This is a genomic window from Pseudoalteromonas sp. OOF1S-7, assembly GCF_022347765.1.
In the GTDB taxonomy this organism is placed as follows: Bacteria; Pseudomonadota; Gammaproteobacteria; order Enterobacterales; family Alteromonadaceae; genus Pseudoalteromonas.
In genome coordinates, this window is the sequence record NZ_JAKRFZ010000005.1 from 245,354 (window position 1) to 263,382 (window position 18,029).

At 49.3% G+C, this 18,029-nt stretch carries 13 protein-coding genes; 7 read left to right on the top strand and 6 right to left on the bottom strand.

Annotated features, from left to right (window positions below):
- Positions 1–238: 238 nt before the first annotated feature.
- From dxs to xseB, 3 genes are all read right to left on the bottom strand, one after another.
- Positions 239–2,098 (bottom strand): 1-deoxy-D-xylulose-5-phosphate synthase, encoded by a 1,860-nt coding sequence (dxs, locus tag MHN33_RS10195; RefSeq protein WP_239397910.1) that lies wholly within the window; start codon positions 2,096–2,098, stop codon positions 239–241.
- 211 nt (positions 2,099–2,309) lie between these two features.
- Complete coding sequence (gene ispA / locus MHN33_RS10200; RefSeq protein WP_343224841.1) at positions 2,310–3,197, bottom strand: (2E,6E)-farnesyl diphosphate synthase; 888 nt, start codon at positions 3,195–3,197, stop codon at positions 2,310–2,312.
- A 3-nt stretch (positions 3,198–3,200) separates the two neighbouring features.
- A complete protein-coding gene (gene xseB, locus MHN33_RS10205; protein ID WP_125716536.1) occupies positions 3,201–3,443 on the bottom strand; it encodes an exodeoxyribonuclease VII small subunit in 243 nt (80 codons plus the stop codon).
- 241 nt (positions 3,444–3,684) lie between these two features.
- On the opposite strand from xseB, the gene pomA reads away from it, so the two are divergent.
- The 3 genes from pomA to MHN33_RS10220 all read left to right on the top strand — a co-directional run bounded on the left by pomA (position 3,685) and on the right by MHN33_RS10220 (position 6,095).
- The gene (gene pomA, locus MHN33_RS10210; RefSeq protein WP_010382858.1) at positions 3,685–4,452 is read left to right on the top strand and encodes a flagellar motor protein PomA; all 768 of its coding nucleotides are present in this window, start codon (positions 3,685–3,687) and stop codon (positions 4,450–4,452) included.
- A 2-nt stretch (positions 4,453–4,454) separates the two neighbouring features.
- Complete coding sequence (locus tag MHN33_RS10215) at positions 4,455–5,387, top strand: flagellar motor protein MotB (RefSeq protein WP_054017278.1); 933 nt, start codon at positions 4,455–4,457, stop codon at positions 5,385–5,387.
- Positions 5,388–5,561: 174 nt separating this feature from the next.
- Positions 5,562–6,095 (top strand): hypothetical protein, encoded by a 534-nt coding sequence (locus MHN33_RS10220; RefSeq protein WP_239397853.1) that lies wholly within the window; start codon positions 5,562–5,564, stop codon positions 6,093–6,095.
- 54 nt (positions 6,096–6,149) lie between these two features.
- On the opposite strand, the gene MHN33_RS10225 is transcribed toward MHN33_RS10220, so the two are convergent.
- From MHN33_RS10225 to putA, 3 genes are all read right to left on the bottom strand, one after another.
- Positions 6,150–7,043, bottom strand: coding sequence for a hypothetical protein (locus tag MHN33_RS10225; protein WP_239397854.1), 894 nt, complete (start codon positions 7,041–7,043; stop codon positions 6,150–6,152).
- 89 nt (positions 7,044–7,132) lie between these two features.
- Positions 7,133–8,353 carry an aromatic amino acid transport family protein gene (locus MHN33_RS10230; protein ID WP_239397855.1) on the bottom strand — a complete coding sequence of 407 codons (1,221 nt, stop codon included), beginning with the start codon at positions 8,351–8,353 and terminating at the stop codon, positions 7,133–7,135.
- Positions 8,354–8,543: 190 nt separating this feature from the next.
- Positions 8,544–12,347, bottom strand: coding sequence for a bifunctional proline dehydrogenase/L-glutamate gamma-semialdehyde dehydrogenase PutA (gene putA, locus MHN33_RS10235; RefSeq protein WP_239397856.1), 3,804 nt, complete (start codon positions 12,345–12,347; stop codon positions 8,544–8,546).
- Positions 12,348–12,718: 371 nt separating this feature from the next.
- Between putA and MHN33_RS10240 the strand changes: the two genes are divergently transcribed.
- The 4 genes from MHN33_RS10240 to MHN33_RS10255 all read left to right on the top strand — a co-directional run bounded on the left by MHN33_RS10240 (position 12,719) and on the right by MHN33_RS10255 (position 17,944).
- Positions 12,719–13,207, top strand: a complete 489-nt coding sequence (locus MHN33_RS10240; RefSeq protein ID WP_046002933.1) for a winged helix-turn-helix transcriptional regulator — start codon at positions 12,719–12,721, stop codon at positions 13,205–13,207.
- 139 nt (positions 13,208–13,346) lie between these two features.
- Positions 13,347–16,571, top strand: a complete 3,225-nt coding sequence (locus tag MHN33_RS10245) for a S41 family peptidase (protein ID WP_239397857.1) — start codon at positions 13,347–13,349, stop codon at positions 16,569–16,571.
- Positions 16,572–16,666: 95 nt separating this feature from the next.
- A complete protein-coding gene (locus MHN33_RS10250) occupies positions 16,667–17,413 on the top strand; it encodes an SDR family oxidoreductase (protein ID WP_239397858.1) in 747 nt (248 codons plus the stop codon).
- A 177-nt stretch (positions 17,414–17,590) separates the two neighbouring features.
- Complete coding sequence (locus tag MHN33_RS10255; protein WP_239397859.1) at positions 17,591–17,944, top strand: hypothetical protein; 354 nt, start codon at positions 17,591–17,593, stop codon at positions 17,942–17,944.
- Positions 17,945–18,029: the final 85 nt, after the last annotated feature.

Genomic DNA, 18,029 nt, shown 5'->3' on the forward strand with positions numbered 1-18,029 from the left:
AGTTGTTCTAAATGAGAAACTTGTAAATCAGTTCGCGTCATATTTGCTCCTTCAAATTGAACAAGTATTAAGTGAAGTTGGTATTACCAGCCCGAAAGTCGTCAGTCATGAGGGCGTGCTGGCCTTTGGGTTGCTGGTTAAAGTGTTGTATTGAAAACGGGGTTTGTCCAGCAAGTAATGGTGAAATAAAAAAGCCACTGTGAAGACAGTGGCTTTAAAAATCCATGGTGGCGGCGTTTTAGAGTACCGCTTCGATCCGTTTCTGGATCCCGTCGGCATCCAGGCCCATTTCGGCGTGCATTTGCTCTTGAGTACCATGCTTAATGAACTCATCGGGAATGCCCAAATGCAGAATGGGTTTGAGTATGTGCTTAGCGGCCAGATACTCACTGACGGCACTACCGGCGCCGCCTGCGATGGCATTATCTTCCAGTGTGACAAGTAAGTCATGCTCGGCTGCCAGCTTTTCGAGCATAGTGCCATCAAGCGGCTTCACAAAGCGCATATCAACCAACGTGGCATCCAGCGCGTCTGCGACCGGTTTTGCGTTGTGTAACAAGGTACCAAAGTTAAGAATAGCGACCTTTTTACCTGTACGCAGTTGCTTGGCCTTACCGACTTCCAGTTCTGTCATCTGCGCCTCTATCTCTGCCTCACCAGCGGAGCCTCGCGGGTAGCGCACTGCGGCGGGCTGTTGCAGGCGATGGCCAGTGTAGAGCATCTGACGGCATTCGTTCAGGTCACTCGGGGTCATAATCACCATGTTGGGAATACAGCGCATAAAGCTTAAGTCGTAGGCGCCCTGGTGCGTCTCGCCGTCGGCACCCACAATCCCGGCGCGGTCTATGGCAAACATCACCGGCAGGTTTTGTAATGCCACATCGTGGATCAGTTGATCGTAACCACGTTGTAAAAAGCTCGAGTAGATAGCAACAACGGGGTTAAGACCTTCACAGGCAAAACCGGCACCTAAGGTTACCGCATGCTGTTCGGCAATCGCCACATCAAAGTACTGGTTAGGGTGCTCTTTTGAAAAGCGCACCATGCCAGAGCCTTCACGCATGGCCGGGGTAATGGCCATCAGCTTGCTGTCCAGCTCTGCCATATCACACAGCCAGTCACCAAATACTTTTGAAAATGTTGGTGCACCAGGTTTTGACTTAGGCTTACTATGAACGCTAGGGTCAAATTTGGGGACGGCGTGGTAGCCAATCGGGTCGGCTTCCGCAGGTTGATAGCCTTTACCTTTTTGGGTCTTAACGTGCAGCAACTGCGGACCTTTAAGGTTACGCATGTTTCTGAGCGTATCCACCAACATATTAACATCGTGGCCATCGATTGGACCTATGTAGTTGAAGCCCAATTCCTCGAAAAAGGTACCCGGTATCACCATGCCCTTGAGATGCTCTTCAACCTTGCTGGCCAGCTCTTTGACCGGTGGTACGCCGGAGAGTAGTTTTTTACCGCCTTCACGGATATTAGTATAAAAACTGCCGGATAAGATGCGCGCAAAGTGGTTGTTCAGCGCGCCGACGTTTTCAGAGATCGACATTTCATTGTCGTTAAGGATCACCAGCATGTCTGAATTCACATCACCGGCATGGTTCATTGCCTCAAAGGCCATGCCCGCCGTCATTGCACCATCACCGATCACGGCAACCACTTTACGGCCCTGCTGTTCTTTCTCTGCGGCAATGGCCATGGCCAGTGCTGCCGAAATAGACGTACTGGAGTGGCCAACACTGAAGGTATCGTACTCACTCTCTTCACGAAACGGGAAGGGGTGCAGGCCATCTTTTTGCCGTATGGTGTGCATTTTATCACGACGGCCGGTCAGAATTTTGTGCGGGTAGGCTTGATGACCCACATCCCACACCAGGCGATCGACAGGGGTATTGTAGACGTAGTGCAGTGCGACTGTCAGTTCAACGGTCCCAAGGCCTGAGGCCAGGTGGCCGCTGCTTTGTGAGACCGAGTTGAGCAGATAGTCACGCAGCTCATTGCTGAACTCAGTCAGTTTGTGTTGTGGCAAAGAGCGCAGCTGCTCAGGCTGTTCTATCAATGCCAAAAGGGGATACTTGCTGTTATCAAGACTCATATTGATTACGTTATCCTGGGCAGAGTTTGCTGACTTGGTTGTCATCTTTATCCGCCATTAAATTTATGAATTCTGTTGCTGGTGCTCAGCTTGCTTACACGCCACTTTTTAGGCGCGTAGTTCAGCGTGCTCAGTGCAATGCACCACAGTATAACTTAACTAGTTATTAATTTAGCGACTTATCAGTCGATTGCTAGTCCGCGCACCATCATTAATGGTCTCTGGCGATGATATAATCTGCCAGCAAAGCCAGGGTTTGAGTGTCCGCATCTATGTCTTGTAGTGCCCGTTTGGCTTCTTCTACGAGCGACTGTGCTTTTTGCTTGGCGCCTGACAATCCCAGCAGTGCAGGATACGTAGATTTATTATGTTCCAGATCAGACCCCTGAGGTTTACCCAGGACTTCGGTGTTGCCTTCGATGTCGAGGATGTCATCCTGAACCTGAAATGCCAGACCAATACTTTGGCCATAGTCTCGTAATCGGGCAAGCGTATGCGGTGATACGTCGGGGGCACACAACGCACCCAGCTCAATGGCACAGGTCAGCAGAGCACCAGTTTTTAAACGATGGATCCGCTCCAATTCAGCCAGGCTGACAGTCTTGTCTGTTGCGGCTAAATCCAGCGCCTGACCACCTACCATGCCTTGCAGTCCGGATGCTGTAGCGAGTGCTTTTATCATCGCAATTTGATTCGTCGCCGATACAGAAAATGTGTGTGCAGACAACAGTTCAAATGCCAATGTTTGCAACGCGTCGCCTGCCAAAATGGCCTGTGCTTCATCAAAGGCAATATGACAGGTGGGTTTCCCCCTGCGCAAGTCATCATCGTCCATGGCGGGCAGATCGTCATGCACTAACGAGTAGCTGTGAATGCACTCAACCGCCGCGGCAGCGATATCCAGATCGCGCGGTGAGGCGCCAAAAATTTGCCCCGTGGCGTAAACTAAAAATGGGCGTAACCGTTTGCCACCATTACTGATGCTATAGCGCGCTGCAGCGATGGCTGTCTCGTCACTGTCCAGTGTCTGGGCGAAATACGCCGCCACTGTTTGTTCGACCTGCGCTCTGGCATGGGCAAGTTGTGCTTGTAAATCCACCGTTTATTCCAGCTCGTCCGTAAATTCATTCAGCGGGCTTTGCTCGTCATTACCGAGTAAAATCGCCACTTTCTGTTCTGCCTGTTGCAGCTTGTGTGAGGAGGCGTTAGCCAGTTTTATTCCTCGTTCAAATTGTTTGAGCGATTGTTCCAGGGTCAACTCGCCCCGTTCCATGCCCTGTACAATGCTTTCAAGCTCGTCAACCGCTTCTTCAAAGCTCATGTTTTCCGGTTTTTTTGTCGCCATGTGCAATATTCACTTTGAGCTAAATTAAAAAACGCTTAATTTTATGAGTATTCAAGATTGAGGTCAAAGATCTCTCAGACTTTTTGCGTTATACAGTTCGGACGGCCTGTCAATGGTTTATGAATTCGCAATTTCAAAGCAATTTAATATAATTGAGTTAAGTTATTGCAAAACTGGCCGATAACTCTGTCGATAATAATAACTGCGTGATAGATAGCGGGTAATTTCCTTTGGAGGGTGTGTGGATTTAGCAACCGTGATTGGGATCTTAGGGGCCATAGGCTTGATAGTGATGTCCATGGTACTTAGTAGTGATGGCCAGGTCGCCATGTTTTACAACACTCCATCAGTGGTTATTGTGTTTGGAGGCTCGATCTTTATCGTGCTTTCTAATTTTACCATGAGCCAGTTTTTCGGTATTGGTAAGGTGGCCGGTAAGGCCTTTATGTTTAAGCTGGAAACCCCGGAAGAATTGATTGAAAAAGCGGTTGAACTGGCGGATTCTGCGCGCAAAGGTGGCTTTTTGGCACTGGAAGAAGCTGAAATTCCTAATTCGTTTATGCGTAAAGGCGTCGATATGCTGGTGGATGGTCACGATGCGGATGTGGTCAGGGCGACACTGCAAAAAGACATTGCGCTGACCTCAACACGCCATGAAATGGGCGCCGGGTTATTTAAATCCCTGGCCGATATCGCGCCTGCAATGGGCATGATAGGTACCTTAATCGGCCTGGTGGCCATGTTATCTAATATGGATGATCCAAAAGCAATTGGACCTGCAATGGCCGTGGCGCTACTGACAACGCTTTATGGAGCATTCCTGGCTAACGTAGTGGCCATTCCGATCCAGGTCAAGCTGGAGCTGCGCAAAGATGAAGAAGAGCGTAATCAACGATTGATCCTGGATGCTATTTTGGGAATACAGGATGGCCAGAACCCGAAAGTGATAGAAGGTATTTTGAAAAACTATCTGCCTGAGTCTAAACGGGGTGGTGAGGCCGAGGAGTAGTTATGTCGGACGAGAACGAATGCAAATGCCCTCCTCCGGGATTACCTGCCTGGATGGGGACCTTTGCCGATCTGATGTCGCTGCTGATGTGCTTCTTCGTTCTGCTGCTGGCGTTTTCAGAAATGGATGTACTGAAGTTTAAGCAAATTGCGGGATCGATGAAGTTCGCATTTGGCGTACAAAACAAGATTGAAGTAAAAGACATTCCCAAAGGCACCAGTGTCATTGCGATGGAGTTTACGCCGGGTAAACCCGAACCAACACCGATTGAAACCATTCAGCAGCAGACTGTTGAAATGACACAGCAGATGCTGGAGTTTCAGGCGGGTGATGAAAGCTCAGCAGGTGGGCGTCAGGAGCAGCGGGGTAACAAACGTGGTGGTGAGTCGTCTAGCACAGCACAAGAGCAGTCCATGACTCAGGCGATCGCGGCGGCAGAGCAGGAGCAGGTAAATGAGCTGGTGAAAAAAATCGCCCAACAGCTTGAAAAACAAATTATGGATGGTGCTATTGAGCTTGAATCACTTGGTCAGCAGATCATCATACGTATTCAGGAAAACGGCTCTTTTCCGTCGGGCAGTGCATTCTTACAACCTAAATTCAAGCCTGTGATCCAGGACATTGCTCAGTTACTCAAAGATGTACCCGGGGAAATAACGGTATCCGGGCACACAGACGATTTTCAGTTTTCAAACGAACTTTACAGCAATAACTGGGATCTGTCGGCGACCCGCGCGGTTGCGGTTGCAACTGAAATGCAAACGGTTCCCGGGTTTGACAAGAATCGTATGGTGGTGGTTGGTCACGCAGACACCCGGCCACTGGTCCCCAACGAAACGGATGTAGATCGACGACGTAATCGCCGGGTAGAAATATCGATTATGCAAGGCAAAGCCAAAGAATCCGACCCAATAAATGTGCGTGGAAACAACTAGAAGTATTGCGTGGTACCGATTCTTGGGCTAGGCTATTCAGCGGACTTTAATCTAATAATGTTAATGGAGAAAACAATGCTAAATAAATACGCGTATATGCCAGGTTCCAATGGTGGTGGTGCTGACGAAGGTGATGAGCAGCCAAAGTAATGGCAGTAAGGTTATAACCTGATAATGACGAGTATCGATATTCTTGGGCCCCACGTCCCGGTTATTCACAATACACTGATAGCGATCATTGATAGCCAGATGATTTTGGTGTCGATCGCCGTTGTCTTGTTTTATTTTTTAAAGGACAGACAAGCGTTAAGATACTCGTTGCTTTGCCTCGCTTTCTTTATCAATGGTTATTTAACCTACGACCTAATTTTGAGTGTCGATGGTGGGAAAGTTTACCGTTACATTTACTGGGCAGCGATGGATGTACTCTTTATCGCCATAGTTGCTTACTGGGCACTTAAAGACAAAATGTACATGTGGCAGAGTATCGTCTGTCAGCTTGTGGTTATCCCCGCCCCCTTATTACAACTTTTCAGGCTCGTTGATCGCCATCTGATGGATCTCAGCTATTCAGGTTACCTGTACATGACGGTATTACCTTTGGTTAATTATGCAACCGTCTTCTTATGTTTTGCGCCTTTAATTTACCTGATTGGCAGGAATACAAAGCGTAATCGGTCATCGCCATCGTCACAAGATGCCAGTTAGCGAGTTGCCGTATCGTTAAAAGATCACGAGAACCCGCACTCATTGCCATTATGATTAACGAATATCTATCTGAGTGATATTCAGCTCGGCTTCGTTTACCGCAATATCTAAAGCACCAGATACTTTAACCGCTGTTTTATTTCCAGAGCTATCCGGCAGGGCGACGCTGGTGGTACCAAACTGGCATGACGCCAGCTTATCCGTGGTGGTCAGTGCGACACTCAGGCATTGGGTCACAGCGCTATCACCGACGCCCTGAGTTTCACAGAAACTGGGATTTAATGTATCACGCTGATTTTGTGCGACCTGAGACAGGGAATAGGACAGTGCAAACCCACCTTGGTCACAATCCAGAATGACCGGATTTTGATTACTCTGTGGCGATCCTAAAGTAAAGCGGTTTTCATCTCGGGTACGATACCAGATTGCGATTTCACTGCTCGGAGTCGCAATCGGGGTTTGTGCCGGGGCACCCTGGCTGCGCCAGTTATCCAGTGAAGTGAATTCAGGTAAAGCCCCCGTAAAAGTGATTGCCGGGCTGTAATAGTAGAGTTCACCCTGTTTCACCGAACCATTGTCATCCCCCGTCCAGGTTTGAGCACTGCTGGAACCAAATATATTCGCGGCCAGTAAGCACAAGGTGTCATCTGAGCTAAGTTCATGAGATGCATTTAGAGAAAACTTATCAGCTAAAATCATTAACTGGGGTTTAGACTGCAGCCGGTCTCCCTCAATCTGCCAGAATACGGCGGTGCTTTCGAACTTATTGAGGGAGCGTTGTGCGTTGAAATCGTTACCGCAGCTTTGTACCTGATTAGTGGTGTCCTGACTATTGTTATTTGTTGAGGAGTCGCTGGGATCTGGATTGGCTTTTAATGGCTCGCTATTTTCTCCGCCACAGGCAGCAAGTAAAACGGCTGGAAGAATGAGGGGAATAAGGTGCTTCATAGGGTCCTTCTTAACTATGGCTGACATGTCTTAGTGGGACATTATATCGCCAGCCGTCGTTAAATCGAGACAAAAAATGTGGTTATTTGTTAAAGCGCCGGGATCATTCCCAGCATTTGCAGGCACTGGGCAGAAATGATCAGAACACCACACAGACCCGCACAGATCAAGCCGAGGTTACCCCCGACCACCTGATAGCCATCAGTTGCTTGATTGCCACCACTAGTCTGGTGCGTTTTGCGCTGTTGCCAGACCATAGTAACGGGCAGAAAAATAGCCAAAACCACAAGCGCAATAGCGGCATAGCCCAGTGCCATAATAAATCCTTGTGGGTAAAACAGGGCAAAGCCCAGTGGTGGTAAGAAAGTTATGAGTGCCGTGATCATGCGTTCTGACAAGGTATTGCGCTTTTTAAACGCATCGGCAAAAAAGTCAAATAAGCCCAGGCTGACACCCAAAAAAGAGGTGGCCAGTGCCAGGTCAGCAAACAGGGTGACAAAGGTACTTACCCGTGGGCTATGTGCGATATTCGAGATGCTGGCGACAAACCCAGGCAGGCCCTCGCTGTTTAATAAAGCACTTTGTGCCATGACCCCCTGACTGAGTAACTGCCAGCCAATGTATATAAACAGAGGTAAGGAAGCACCCACTATCATCACTTTTCTCAGTGTACGGATATCTAAGCCGACGTATTTCACGATAGAAGGGATGGAGCCATGAAAACCAAAGGAGGTAAAAATCACAGGCAATGCAGAGATGATCAGCCCCTGTTCTACCGGCATATCCAGCAGGTGCTGGCCGCGTACATAGGGGGTCAGGACGAAAAATAAACTGGCTAAAACGACCAGCTTGATGGTGAATAATACCCGATTGAGCTTATCCACAGCACTGGTACCTAGAGTCACTATGGTCGCAACCATGACGGCCAGTAGTACAGAACCTGCCTGTGGTGCGATATTCATGCTGGTGAGTGTGGTCAGCTTTTCCTGTAGCTGGGCCCCACCGCCCGCAATATAGGCCGCACATAATGCATAAAACAAAAATACCATGGAGAAGTTGGCAACATACTGGCCTTTCTTACCTAAAATACGCTTTGCCAGGGTGTTCAATGTGGCTTCTTTATTGGCGTATTGATGCAATTCAAGCATGAGTAAGGCGGTGTAGGTCATTAAGGCCCAGGTTGCCAGAATCAAAAGTAATGCAGTAGTGAATCCCAGCCCTGCAGAGGCGATGGGTAATGCCAGCATACCTGCGCCAATGGTGGTGCCGGCGACGATTAACATGCTGCCGATAGTTTTGTTTTTTTGCACACATAGCCCCTAACTTAGTGAGAGAAGCTGGCACAATATAACGGTTAACTAAAAAATGAAATAGTTTTGCTACAAATCAAGGTACAGGTATGTAATTTGTGCATTACATATCTGTTTAAGGCTATGGAAACTATACATAAAAAAAGCCGGCGAATGCCGGCTTAGACTGAATATGATTTAATGACTAATGTTATTCGTCATCTTCGACCAGTGTCATCAAGGAGGTATTACCGCCCGATGCTGTGGTATCGATACTGATCGTTTTCTCTGTAACCAGACGGCTGATCAGGGTGTCGTAGTATTCTGCGCTGATCACCGGCAGGATAGCACCTTTACGCGCAGCAAGCTGCTGACTGAAGTAGCCCAGGCGCGAAGAGCGCGCGGCAACCACGGCACCTGCCAGGTGAGGATGCGCCAGGATCGCTTGTAGCTGATTTGGCTTAGCAACCTGGAATACCCCTTCGGCAACGCCGGTGGCGATAAACTTATCGCGAAACGCCTGCGCTTCCTCGTAGAACAGCTCAGAGGCAACGGTGATCACTGTGTTACCCGCCGCCAGTGCGGTGATAATCGACAGTGCCCAGAAGTTAAACGAGGTACTCTTGTCGGCATAACACACTACACAACCACGCGGCTCAAGGTGCAGGGTGTTAGACTCACCCGTTGGTCCAGGCAACACGATGTGTGAACGCATACGCTTTTCAAGGCGGTTAAGCTGTGCACGGGCATCTGCCAGTGTCAACGCTAAGTCGTCCGCCAGCTCGTCGATGATTTCAACTGTGGCAACTTTAGCAAGCAGCTGACGTACCGCAGACACACGGTCATTCAGTGGCGTCGCACGCCAGATCTTCTCATCGCGCAGTGAGTTTTGCATCAACGCTTCAACCTGCTCAACGGCACCTGGGAAGTGGTGTGTTTCCAGCTCATCCGGTGTCAGATTGGTCATCTGTACGTTATCCGGAGAAGCTTTCTCTTTGACCAGGCGCAGCAGGTAGTTTGGACCACCCGCTTTAGGACCTGTCCCAGACAGACCACGACCACCAAATGGCTGAACACCCACGATGGCACCGATCATGTTGCGGTTAACATAGACATTGCCTGCGCGAGACATTTTCGCCAGGTACTCACAACGCGCTTCAATACGTGAGTGAACCCCCATGGTCAGTCCGTAACCCGTGCCATTGATTTGGTCAATCACCTTGTCCAGATCTTCGCCCCTGAAGCGGATGATATGTACAACCGGACCAAAGACTTCGCGTTTCAGCACAGACAGATCGGCAATTTCATACAAGCGTGGCGCAAAGAAATACGCACCGTTCTCGCTGTTATCCGGGATCTTGGCTTCGAACAACAGCTTGCCATTGCTCTTCATATAGTCAACATGCTTGGTCAGTGTGTTCAGGGCTTTCTCGTCGATCACCGGGCCAACGTCTGTCGACAACATGGCCGGGTCGCCAACATGCAGCTCCTGCAATGCGCCTTGCAGCATCTTGATGATACCATCAGCCACATCGTCTTGCAGGAACAATACGCGCAGTGCAGAACAGCGCTGACCGGCACTTTGGAAACCTGATGAAATCACATCATCGACCACTTGCTCGGGCAGCGCCGTAGAGTCAACCACCATACAGTTCTGACCACCTGTTTCAGCAATCAGCGGCACCTGAATGTCGTTACGTTCAGCCAGAATTTGCGAGATCAAAGTACCGGTTTCAGTAGAGCCTGTGAACATCACGGCCTGAATGCGCTCATCCGGTACTATGTGTTTACCGACTTCGCTACCACGGGCAATCACCGGCTGTACAACGTGCTCTGGCAAGCCCACAGTGCGCATCAATTCGATACAACGCAGGGCAATCATACTCGTCTGCTCAGCTGGCTTAGCAATAACTGTATTACCCGTCACAATGGCTGCGGCAACTTGACCAAGGAAAATCGCCAGCGGGAAGTTCCACGGGCTGATACATAAAATCACGCCACGGGCTTCAAAACGCTCATCTTTCGACAGCTCTTCGGCACGCGCAGCATAGTAGCGACAGAAGTCGACGGCTTCACGGACCTCATCTATACCATCCTGAGTGATTTTACCAGCTTCTTTAATACAGATAGCAACCAGCTCATCGTGGTGACGTTCAAGAATATCGCCAACGCGGCGCAGCAGATCCGCACGCTCTTTTACAGGCGTTTGTGACCACTCGGCAAAGGCATTTTCGGCATTGCTCAGAATGCTCTGCATGTAGGCGTCATCGTGCATTGGAACATGGCCGACAATTTCTGTGTGGTTGGCCGGGTTACGCACGGCCATACGGCCTTCTGGTACATCGCTTTGTTCAATACGGTGCTCGTTGAACCAGTTATCCAGGTTCTCTTTGAATGGCGTCAGTACATTGATATCAGTCAGATCCATGCCTTTTGAATTCGCACGCTCATCACCATACAACTCAATTGGTAAACTGATCTGCTTGTTATACTTATTGCGCAAGCCCTGCAGGGACTCTACGGGATCTGGTAACAGTGACTCAACAGGCTTAGTGGTGTCTACAATGGCATTTACGAAAGAGGAGTTTGCGCCATTTTCAAGCAGACGACGTACCAGATAAGCAAGCAAGTCTTCGTGATGGCCAACCGGGGCGTAAACTCGACACTGAATGCCTTCATTGTTAACGATTTGGTCAAACAGCGATTCACCCATGCCATGCAGGCGCTGGAATTCGAATCCGGTGTTGTCGCCTTTAGCGACTTCAAGGATGGTTGCTGCTGTATAAGCATTGTGTGTAGCAAACTGTGGGAACAACACATCACGCGCTTCCAGAAGTTTGATTGCACAGGCTTTGTAAGATACATCCGTGGTTGCTTTACGGGTAAATACCGGGAAATGCTCTAAACCATCTTGTTGTGTGGTTTTAATTTCAGTATCCCAGTAAGCGCCTTTAACCAGACGAACCATCAGTTTGCGGCCAACGCGGCGTGCCAGATCGGCAACCCATTCAACAACAAAAATAGCACGCTTCTGATAAGCCTGTACGGCCAGGCCAAAGCCATTCCAGCCATCCAGCTCAGGATCAGAGAATACCGCTTCAATCACGTCCAGAGAAATATCCAGTCGGTCCGCTTCTTCGGCATCGACGGTAAAGCCAATATCGTACTGCTTCGCAGCAATTGCCAGCTCTTTCAGCTTTGGCACCAGCTCGTCCATTACGCGGTCGCTGTGCGAGAACTCATAGCGAGGGTGGATTGCAGAGAGTTTAACAGAGATGCCCGGGCTTTTAATTGGGCCACGTCCTGCTGCGGCTTTGCCGATAGCGTGGATCGCATTCATATAACTTTGATAGTAGCGCTCTGCATCGGCCATGGTGCGGGCGCCTTCGCCCAGCATATCGTACGAGTACACATAGCCTTTTTGTTCTTTTTCTGCGGCGCGGGTGATCGCATCCTGGATGGTTTCACCCATTACGAACTGCTTACCCATGATCTTCATCGCGAAGTTCACAGATTTACGGATCACAGGCTCACCTAAGCGGCCAATGGTGCGCTTCAGTACACCAAATTGCTCTTCCTGATTTTTGTCGCTGTAATTTACCATTTTACCGGTGACCAGCAGGCCCCAGCTTGAGGCGTTTACGAACAATGAGTCGCTGCTGCCCAAGTGTGAACTCCAGTCACCTTTGGCCAGCTTGTCACGGATAAGTTGGTCCTGAGTCTCTTTATCTGGTACGCGAAGTAGGGCTTCTGCCAGACACATCAATACAACGCCTTCTTCTGACGACAGAGAGAATTCGTTTAGCAGCGCGTCTACCCCATTCTGACCATCCTGATCGCGACGAATATTTAGCACCATCTGACGGGCTCTTTCCCAGGCGCGGCTACGTGCGGTAACGCCCACTTCGGCCAGCGGCAGAATATGGTCAATAACTTCGTTTTCATCGATGCGGTAAAAATCGCGGATCTTCTGTCTGATAGGACAAGTGGTTGTCAAATCGCCGTTATAAAGCATAACTCAGCCTCATAAAATAAGAGTCAAAAATGATTGTAAATTGAACGACTTAATGCAGCGGTGCGAGCAAGGTTTGTAAGTGCTTGCTAGCGGGTTGTAACTTTTAAACGTTACAGAGTACCTACAAGAAGTATCAATTACGACAATATGATGCGGTCATAATGCTAACCTTAACACACCTCTGTGTGTGTTCAACTTTTAGCCAGTCTCGCGTTCAATAAAATCTAGCACCACGGATTAGTGTACGATGTGGCGGTTACGTCAAATTTCGGGGACATTCTATCGAAAAGACAGCAGAATATGCTGTCTTATTTTTTTTGATTACGGTAAATTTGCGGGTAATTGTGAAGCTGTGCAGAATTTTATGCTGAATGACCACTTCAATTAAAACGCGGGTACTCGACAGGATTGATATGGCGATCCTGGATATCCTGCAAAAGAATGCCCGTATCTCCAATGTTAATCTGGCTAAAGCTGTTAATCTGAGCCCCAGTCCCTGTCTGGACCGGGTGAAGAAGCTCGAAGCTGAAGGCTATATTGAGGGCTACGCAGCCCGCTTAAATGCCGCAAAGCTGGGTCAGCACTTGGTGGCCCATGTCGAGATCACGCTGAAAAGCTCAACCGAGTCGGTATTCGAGACGTTTAAACAGCATGTGCTGGAGATCCCCAATGTGGTGGCCTGCGACATGGTGGCAGGCGGGTTCGACTATCTATTGAAGATCCGGGTACAGGATATGCGCCAGTATCGTGAGGTGCTGGGGCAGATTGTTGAAATACCGGGGGTTGGCACCAATCATACCTATATGGTGATTGAACACATCAAAGAAGATATGGGTGTGGAAGTGCTCAACTTTCAGTGATCCAGACCCAGATGCAGCAAATTTAGATAAAAATATCGGGGTTTCATATTTTGTAACAAGCTTTTGGCCGCAAGTTAGCTGTAATTAGGAACAGACTTGTTATTATGAGATAAAATAACAAAATAAACTTGTGAGGCTTATGAAACTCAAGCATCTAGTTGCCGCCATTGCGGCTGTGGCAGCGCCGCTGGCCGCTGCTTACCAAACTGAGGATACGCGCCTGCTGCGTTTTCCGGATATTCACCAGGACAAGGTCACCTTTGTATATGGTGGTGATATTTACATTGCCGATACCAAATCGGGCAACAGCACCCGTCTGACTGACCATGTTGGCTTTGAGACTTTCCCTAAATTTTCTCCTGACGGAAAGCGCATTGCCTTTGCTGCCGAGTACAATGGCAGCCGCCAGATTTATGTGATCAATGCCGATGGTTCTGACCTCAAGCAGCTGACTTATTATAATGATGTGGGCCCCATGCCACCACGCGGTGGCTATGATTACCGGGTGTTTGACTGGACACCGGATGGTAAGCACATTGTGTTTCGTGCCAACCGTACCCCCTGGGGTAAGCGCATGGGTCGCCCCTACATGATCCCCGCAGATGGCGGACTGGAGCAGCCACTGGCGATCCCTGAAAGCGGTGGCGGTATGCTGTCGCCTGATGGCAAACAGTTTGTGTATACGCCCATAGACCGTGAATTCAGAACCTGGAAACGCAGCCGGGGCGGTCGTGCCCAGGATGTCTGGGTGTATGACCTGGAAAACAACACCTCAAAACAACTGACTGAGCACAGAGCAACGGATCAGCAGCCGACCTGGGTGAATGACAGCATCTATTTTGTGTCTGACAGAGATTATACCCTGAACTTATACAAATACCGTGAAGGCAAAGCGCCGGTAAAAATGACCAACCACAGTGACTATGACGTACTGTGGCCATCAGCCGGGCCGGACGCCATTGTGTATGAAAACGGCGGCTACCTGTATCGCTTTGATGAAGCCACCAAAGCCACCGACAAGCTGACGATTAACATACCCGGGGTGCGCAAATATGCCATGCCTTATACAAAAAATGTCAGTAAATTCATCGATTCAATGGATGTTTCGCACGATGGTAAGCGGGCGTTATTTACTGCACGGGGTGAGGTCTTCTCAGTACCGGTTGAGCAGGGCACGACACGTAACCTGAGTATGACGGCAAAAGGGCGCGAAATTGCGGCCAGCTGGTCACCGAACGGTCGCTATATTGCATATATGAGCGATGCCACGGGCGAGTATGAGATCTACCTCAAAGACCGCGCCAACAACAATGCAGTTAAACAGCTCACCAGCAACGGGACTATCTGGCGATTTGACCCTGTCTGGTCGGCCGACAGTTCAAAGCTGTTGTTTGCCGATAAGAATCATACGATGTGGTGGCTGGATGTTAAATCAGGTGAATCGCATAAAATCGATACCGGTAAGTATGATGACGATGGCATTACCCAGTACACCTGGTCGCCAAACAGTGAAGACCTGATCTTTGTGAAAAACAATGCCAACCGGTACGCCTCCCTGTGGCATTACAATACGCAGAGCAAGAAGCTGAGCCGTTTGACAGATGACATGACCAGTGAGCAGAATCCGACATTTTCGCCGGACGGTCAGTACCTGTATTTCACTTCAGAGCGCGACTTTAACCTGACTTTCAGCGCCTATGAGTTCGCTTATTTATATAACGATGCAACGCGCGTATACGCGGTTGCAGTGAATGATAAGGTTGCCTCACTGACGCAGTTTAGCAGCGACGAAGCGGCTATTGTCAGTGAAGACAAAGATGAAAAAACCGATGACAGTAAAGCCGATAACCAGCTCCAGGTTGAGGGCTTTATGTCTCGGGTTGTGGCATTGCCGGCGAAAGCGGGAAGCTATGGCGATTTACGTGGCGTTAAAGATGGTGTGCTGGCATTGTCCGACGGTGCGTTGCAGCTGCTCCCGAATAAACAAGACGGTAAAGTGCAAACGGTCGCCAAGGGCGTACAGGCCTACAAGCTGGCGGCAGGTGGCGCGCACCTGATTGTTCGTGCTGGTGGCAAGTACAGTGTGATCAAACCCCAGGCCAAACAAGATCTGAAAGCAACACAACTTGATCTTGGCAACATGATGCTGAAGATCGACCCGAAAGTTGAGTGGCAACAAATGTATGTGGAAGGCTGGCGCACGCTCAGAGACTGGTTCTATGACGAAAACCATCATGGTCAGGACTGGGATGCCATACTAAAACGCTATCAGCCAATGGCCGATGCCGTAGCACACCGCAACGATCTGGACTATGTGCTGAGTGAAATTGCCGGTGAAATCAATGCCGGTCATATTTATGTTCAGTCGGGTGATGAGCCCAAAGCCAAGCGCAAGAAACACGGTCTGTTGGGCGCTCAGATCAGTGCACACAGCTCAGGCTTTGTGCGTATTGAAAAAATCTACCAGGGTGAGAACTGGCATGAAGAGTTCCGCTCACCGTTAGATGAGCCGGGCGTGAACGCCAGCGTGGGCGATTACATTGTGTCGGTCAATGGCCGCGCGGTAAACACGGTGAGTAACTTCTATGAATTGCTGGAAAATACTCAGGGCACTCAGGTTGAATTGCGTCTTAACAACACCCCGAGTCTGGATGGTGCCTGGCAGGTTACGGTGAAACCCAGTGCCAGTGAGGGCGGTCTGCGCTATCTTGAGTGGGTCCACGCCCGCATGGCGTATGTTGATAAGCTGTCGGACGGTCGCATCGGTTACGTTCACCTGCCCAATACCCTGTTTGAAGGGAACCGTGCGATGTTCAAGCACTTTATGCCACAAACAACCAAAGATGCCCTGATCATCGACGACCGTTACAATGGCGGTGGCTTTATCCCTGAACACATGATCACCTGGCTGGCACGTAAGCCACTGAACTACTGGAAGCGTCGTGGTGTTGAGCCGACGAAAACACCGCAGTTTGCTCACGATGGTCCTAAGGCTATGTTGATCAATGGTTACTCCAGCTCTGGTGGCGACGCACTACCTTATTACTTCCGTCAGGCAGGATTAGGTAAACTCATTGGTACCCGTACCTGGGGTGGTCTGATCGGCATTTCTGGCAATCCACGCTTAGTTGATGGTGGTCAGGTGATTGCTGCGACTTTCCGCATTCTGGACAATGATGGCAACTGGATCATTGAAGATGAGGGGGTCAGTCCGGACATCGAAGTCATTGACCGTCCGGAGCTTATTCACGCAGGTAAAGATCCGTCAGTCGAGCGCGCTGTTGAGGAACTGCTTAAAGAAATGAAAGCAAATCCGAAAAAGCCACTCACTGTACCACCAGCGCCAACTGAATTTGGTCAGTAATGGCTGCACTAAGCCGGGTCTGGTCAATTGTCCAGACCCTTTAAAATAGTCAAAAGGGGTGCTCTGCACCCCTTTTTAAATGGAACAGTATAACAATGAAAAAAGTAGTCTTAATCACTGGATCCAGCCGGGGGATTGGCGCAGCAACAGCTATTTTGCTTGCCGAGCAGGGCTATGAAGTGGCAATCAACTATAAATCGAACCATCAGGCGGCTGAGCAGGTGGTTGCACAGATCCGCGCGCAAGGTGGCATTGCGCAGTGCTTTGCTGCGGATATTAGCGACGAGGCGCAGGCAGTCCGGCTGTGCAAAGACATCAAAACGCAGCTGGGGCCGATTTCACATCTGGTCAATAATGCCGGTGTGCTGGCCACGCAAATGCGCGTGGAAGAGATGACCGCAGAGCGCATCAATCAGATGTTATGTACCAACGTGACTCCGTATTTTATCTGTGCCAGAGAAGTACTGAAGCAGATCCGTGCCCATCATCAGCCGGACCAATGTGCCATAGTGAATGTTTCATCGGCGGCGTCTTATCTGGGCGGTGCCAATGAATACGTTGACTATGCTGCGGCAAAAGGGGCTATTGACAGCTTTACGCGTGGTCTGTCTCTGGAGCTGGCGGCAGAAGGGATCCGGGTCAATTGTGTTCGCCCGGGCTGTATCTACACCGATATTCATGCCGATGGCGGTGAGCCTGGCAGAGTCGATCGGCTGGCATCCCTGCTACCGCTAAAAAGAGGTGGCAAACCCGAAGAAGTCGCCAGCGCCATCGCCTGGTTGCTCAGTGAACAGGCAAGCTATGCCACTGGCACTTTTATTGATTTAGCGGGTGGGAAGTAGCTTTCGACTGTTGTGTGTAGCGGACAGCTCTGGTCGATTAACCCTGCTTTTGTAGACCTCTTTTGGCTTGATGCTAAGTTGATTTGTGCAACTTGTTTAAAAATTTCACTGTTGTATCAAAAGTGGGGATAATTACGTTGTTCGGATAGAAATATCGATATGCATAGGAGTTTAAAAATGAAAAAGAGAGTTTTGACCTTTGGAATGCTTGCAGCATTTAGCATCTTTCAGGCAAGTGCATTTACCTGTAGCGGAAAAGTTTATAACGTAGATGTTTCGCCAAGTGGGAAGTTAAGAGCGACGATTGGTGATTTGGGTGAAGCTAACTATGTGTGCAACTTAGTGAGAACCTCTCGAGGTGTAGAGCCCGATGCCTGTAAAGCAATGCATAGCCAATTGCTATCTGCAATGATGGCAGGAAAGTCAGTGACGCTTTGGTTTGAGAATGGTATTTACAAATCATGTGAAAAACATACTTGGGACGATCTTCAGGTTCGAGGATTAACTCTGCTACGTGTTGATCATAAATAACTGTTACCAGAGCAAAGTACACTCGTACTGATATTATTTGAATAACAGCGCTCTCCTTGAAACTGAATGACCGATCTAATTACAA

Excerpts from the sequence above, each read along its gene's own strand:
- MHN33_RS10225 (WP_239397854.1), bottom strand. The coding sequence starts at position 7,043 with ATGAAGCACCTTATTCCCCTCATTCTTCCAGCCGTTTTACTTGCTGCC.
- putA (WP_239397856.1), bottom strand. The coding sequence starts at position 12,347 with ATGCTTTATAACGGCGATTTGACAACCACTTGTCCTATCAGACAGAAG.
- MHN33_RS10220 (WP_239397853.1), top strand. The coding sequence starts at position 5,562 with ATGACGAGTATCGATATTCTTGGGCCCCACGTCCCGGTTATTCACAAT.
- dxs (WP_239397910.1), bottom strand. The coding sequence starts at position 2,098 with ATGAGTCTTGATAACAGCAAGTATCCCCTTTTGGCATTGATAGAACAG.
- MHN33_RS10245 (WP_239397857.1), top strand. The coding sequence starts at position 13,347 with ATGAAACTCAAGCATCTAGTTGCCGCCATTGCGGCTGTGGCAGCGCCG.
- MHN33_RS10240 (WP_046002933.1), top strand. The coding sequence starts at position 12,719 with ATGACCACTTCAATTAAAACGCGGGTACTCGACAGGATTGATATGGCG.
- MHN33_RS10215 (WP_054017278.1), top strand. The coding sequence starts at position 4,455 with ATGTCGGACGAGAACGAATGCAAATGCCCTCCTCCGGGATTACCTGCC.
- MHN33_RS10255 (WP_239397859.1), top strand. The coding sequence starts at position 17,591 with ATGAAAAAGAGAGTTTTGACCTTTGGAATGCTTGCAGCATTTAGCATC.
- MHN33_RS10250 (WP_239397858.1), top strand. The coding sequence starts at position 16,667 with ATGAAAAAAGTAGTCTTAATCACTGGATCCAGCCGGGGGATTGGCGCA.
- xseB (WP_125716536.1), bottom strand. The coding sequence starts at position 3,443 with ATGGCGACAAAAAAACCGGAAAACATGAGCTTTGAAGAAGCGGTTGAC.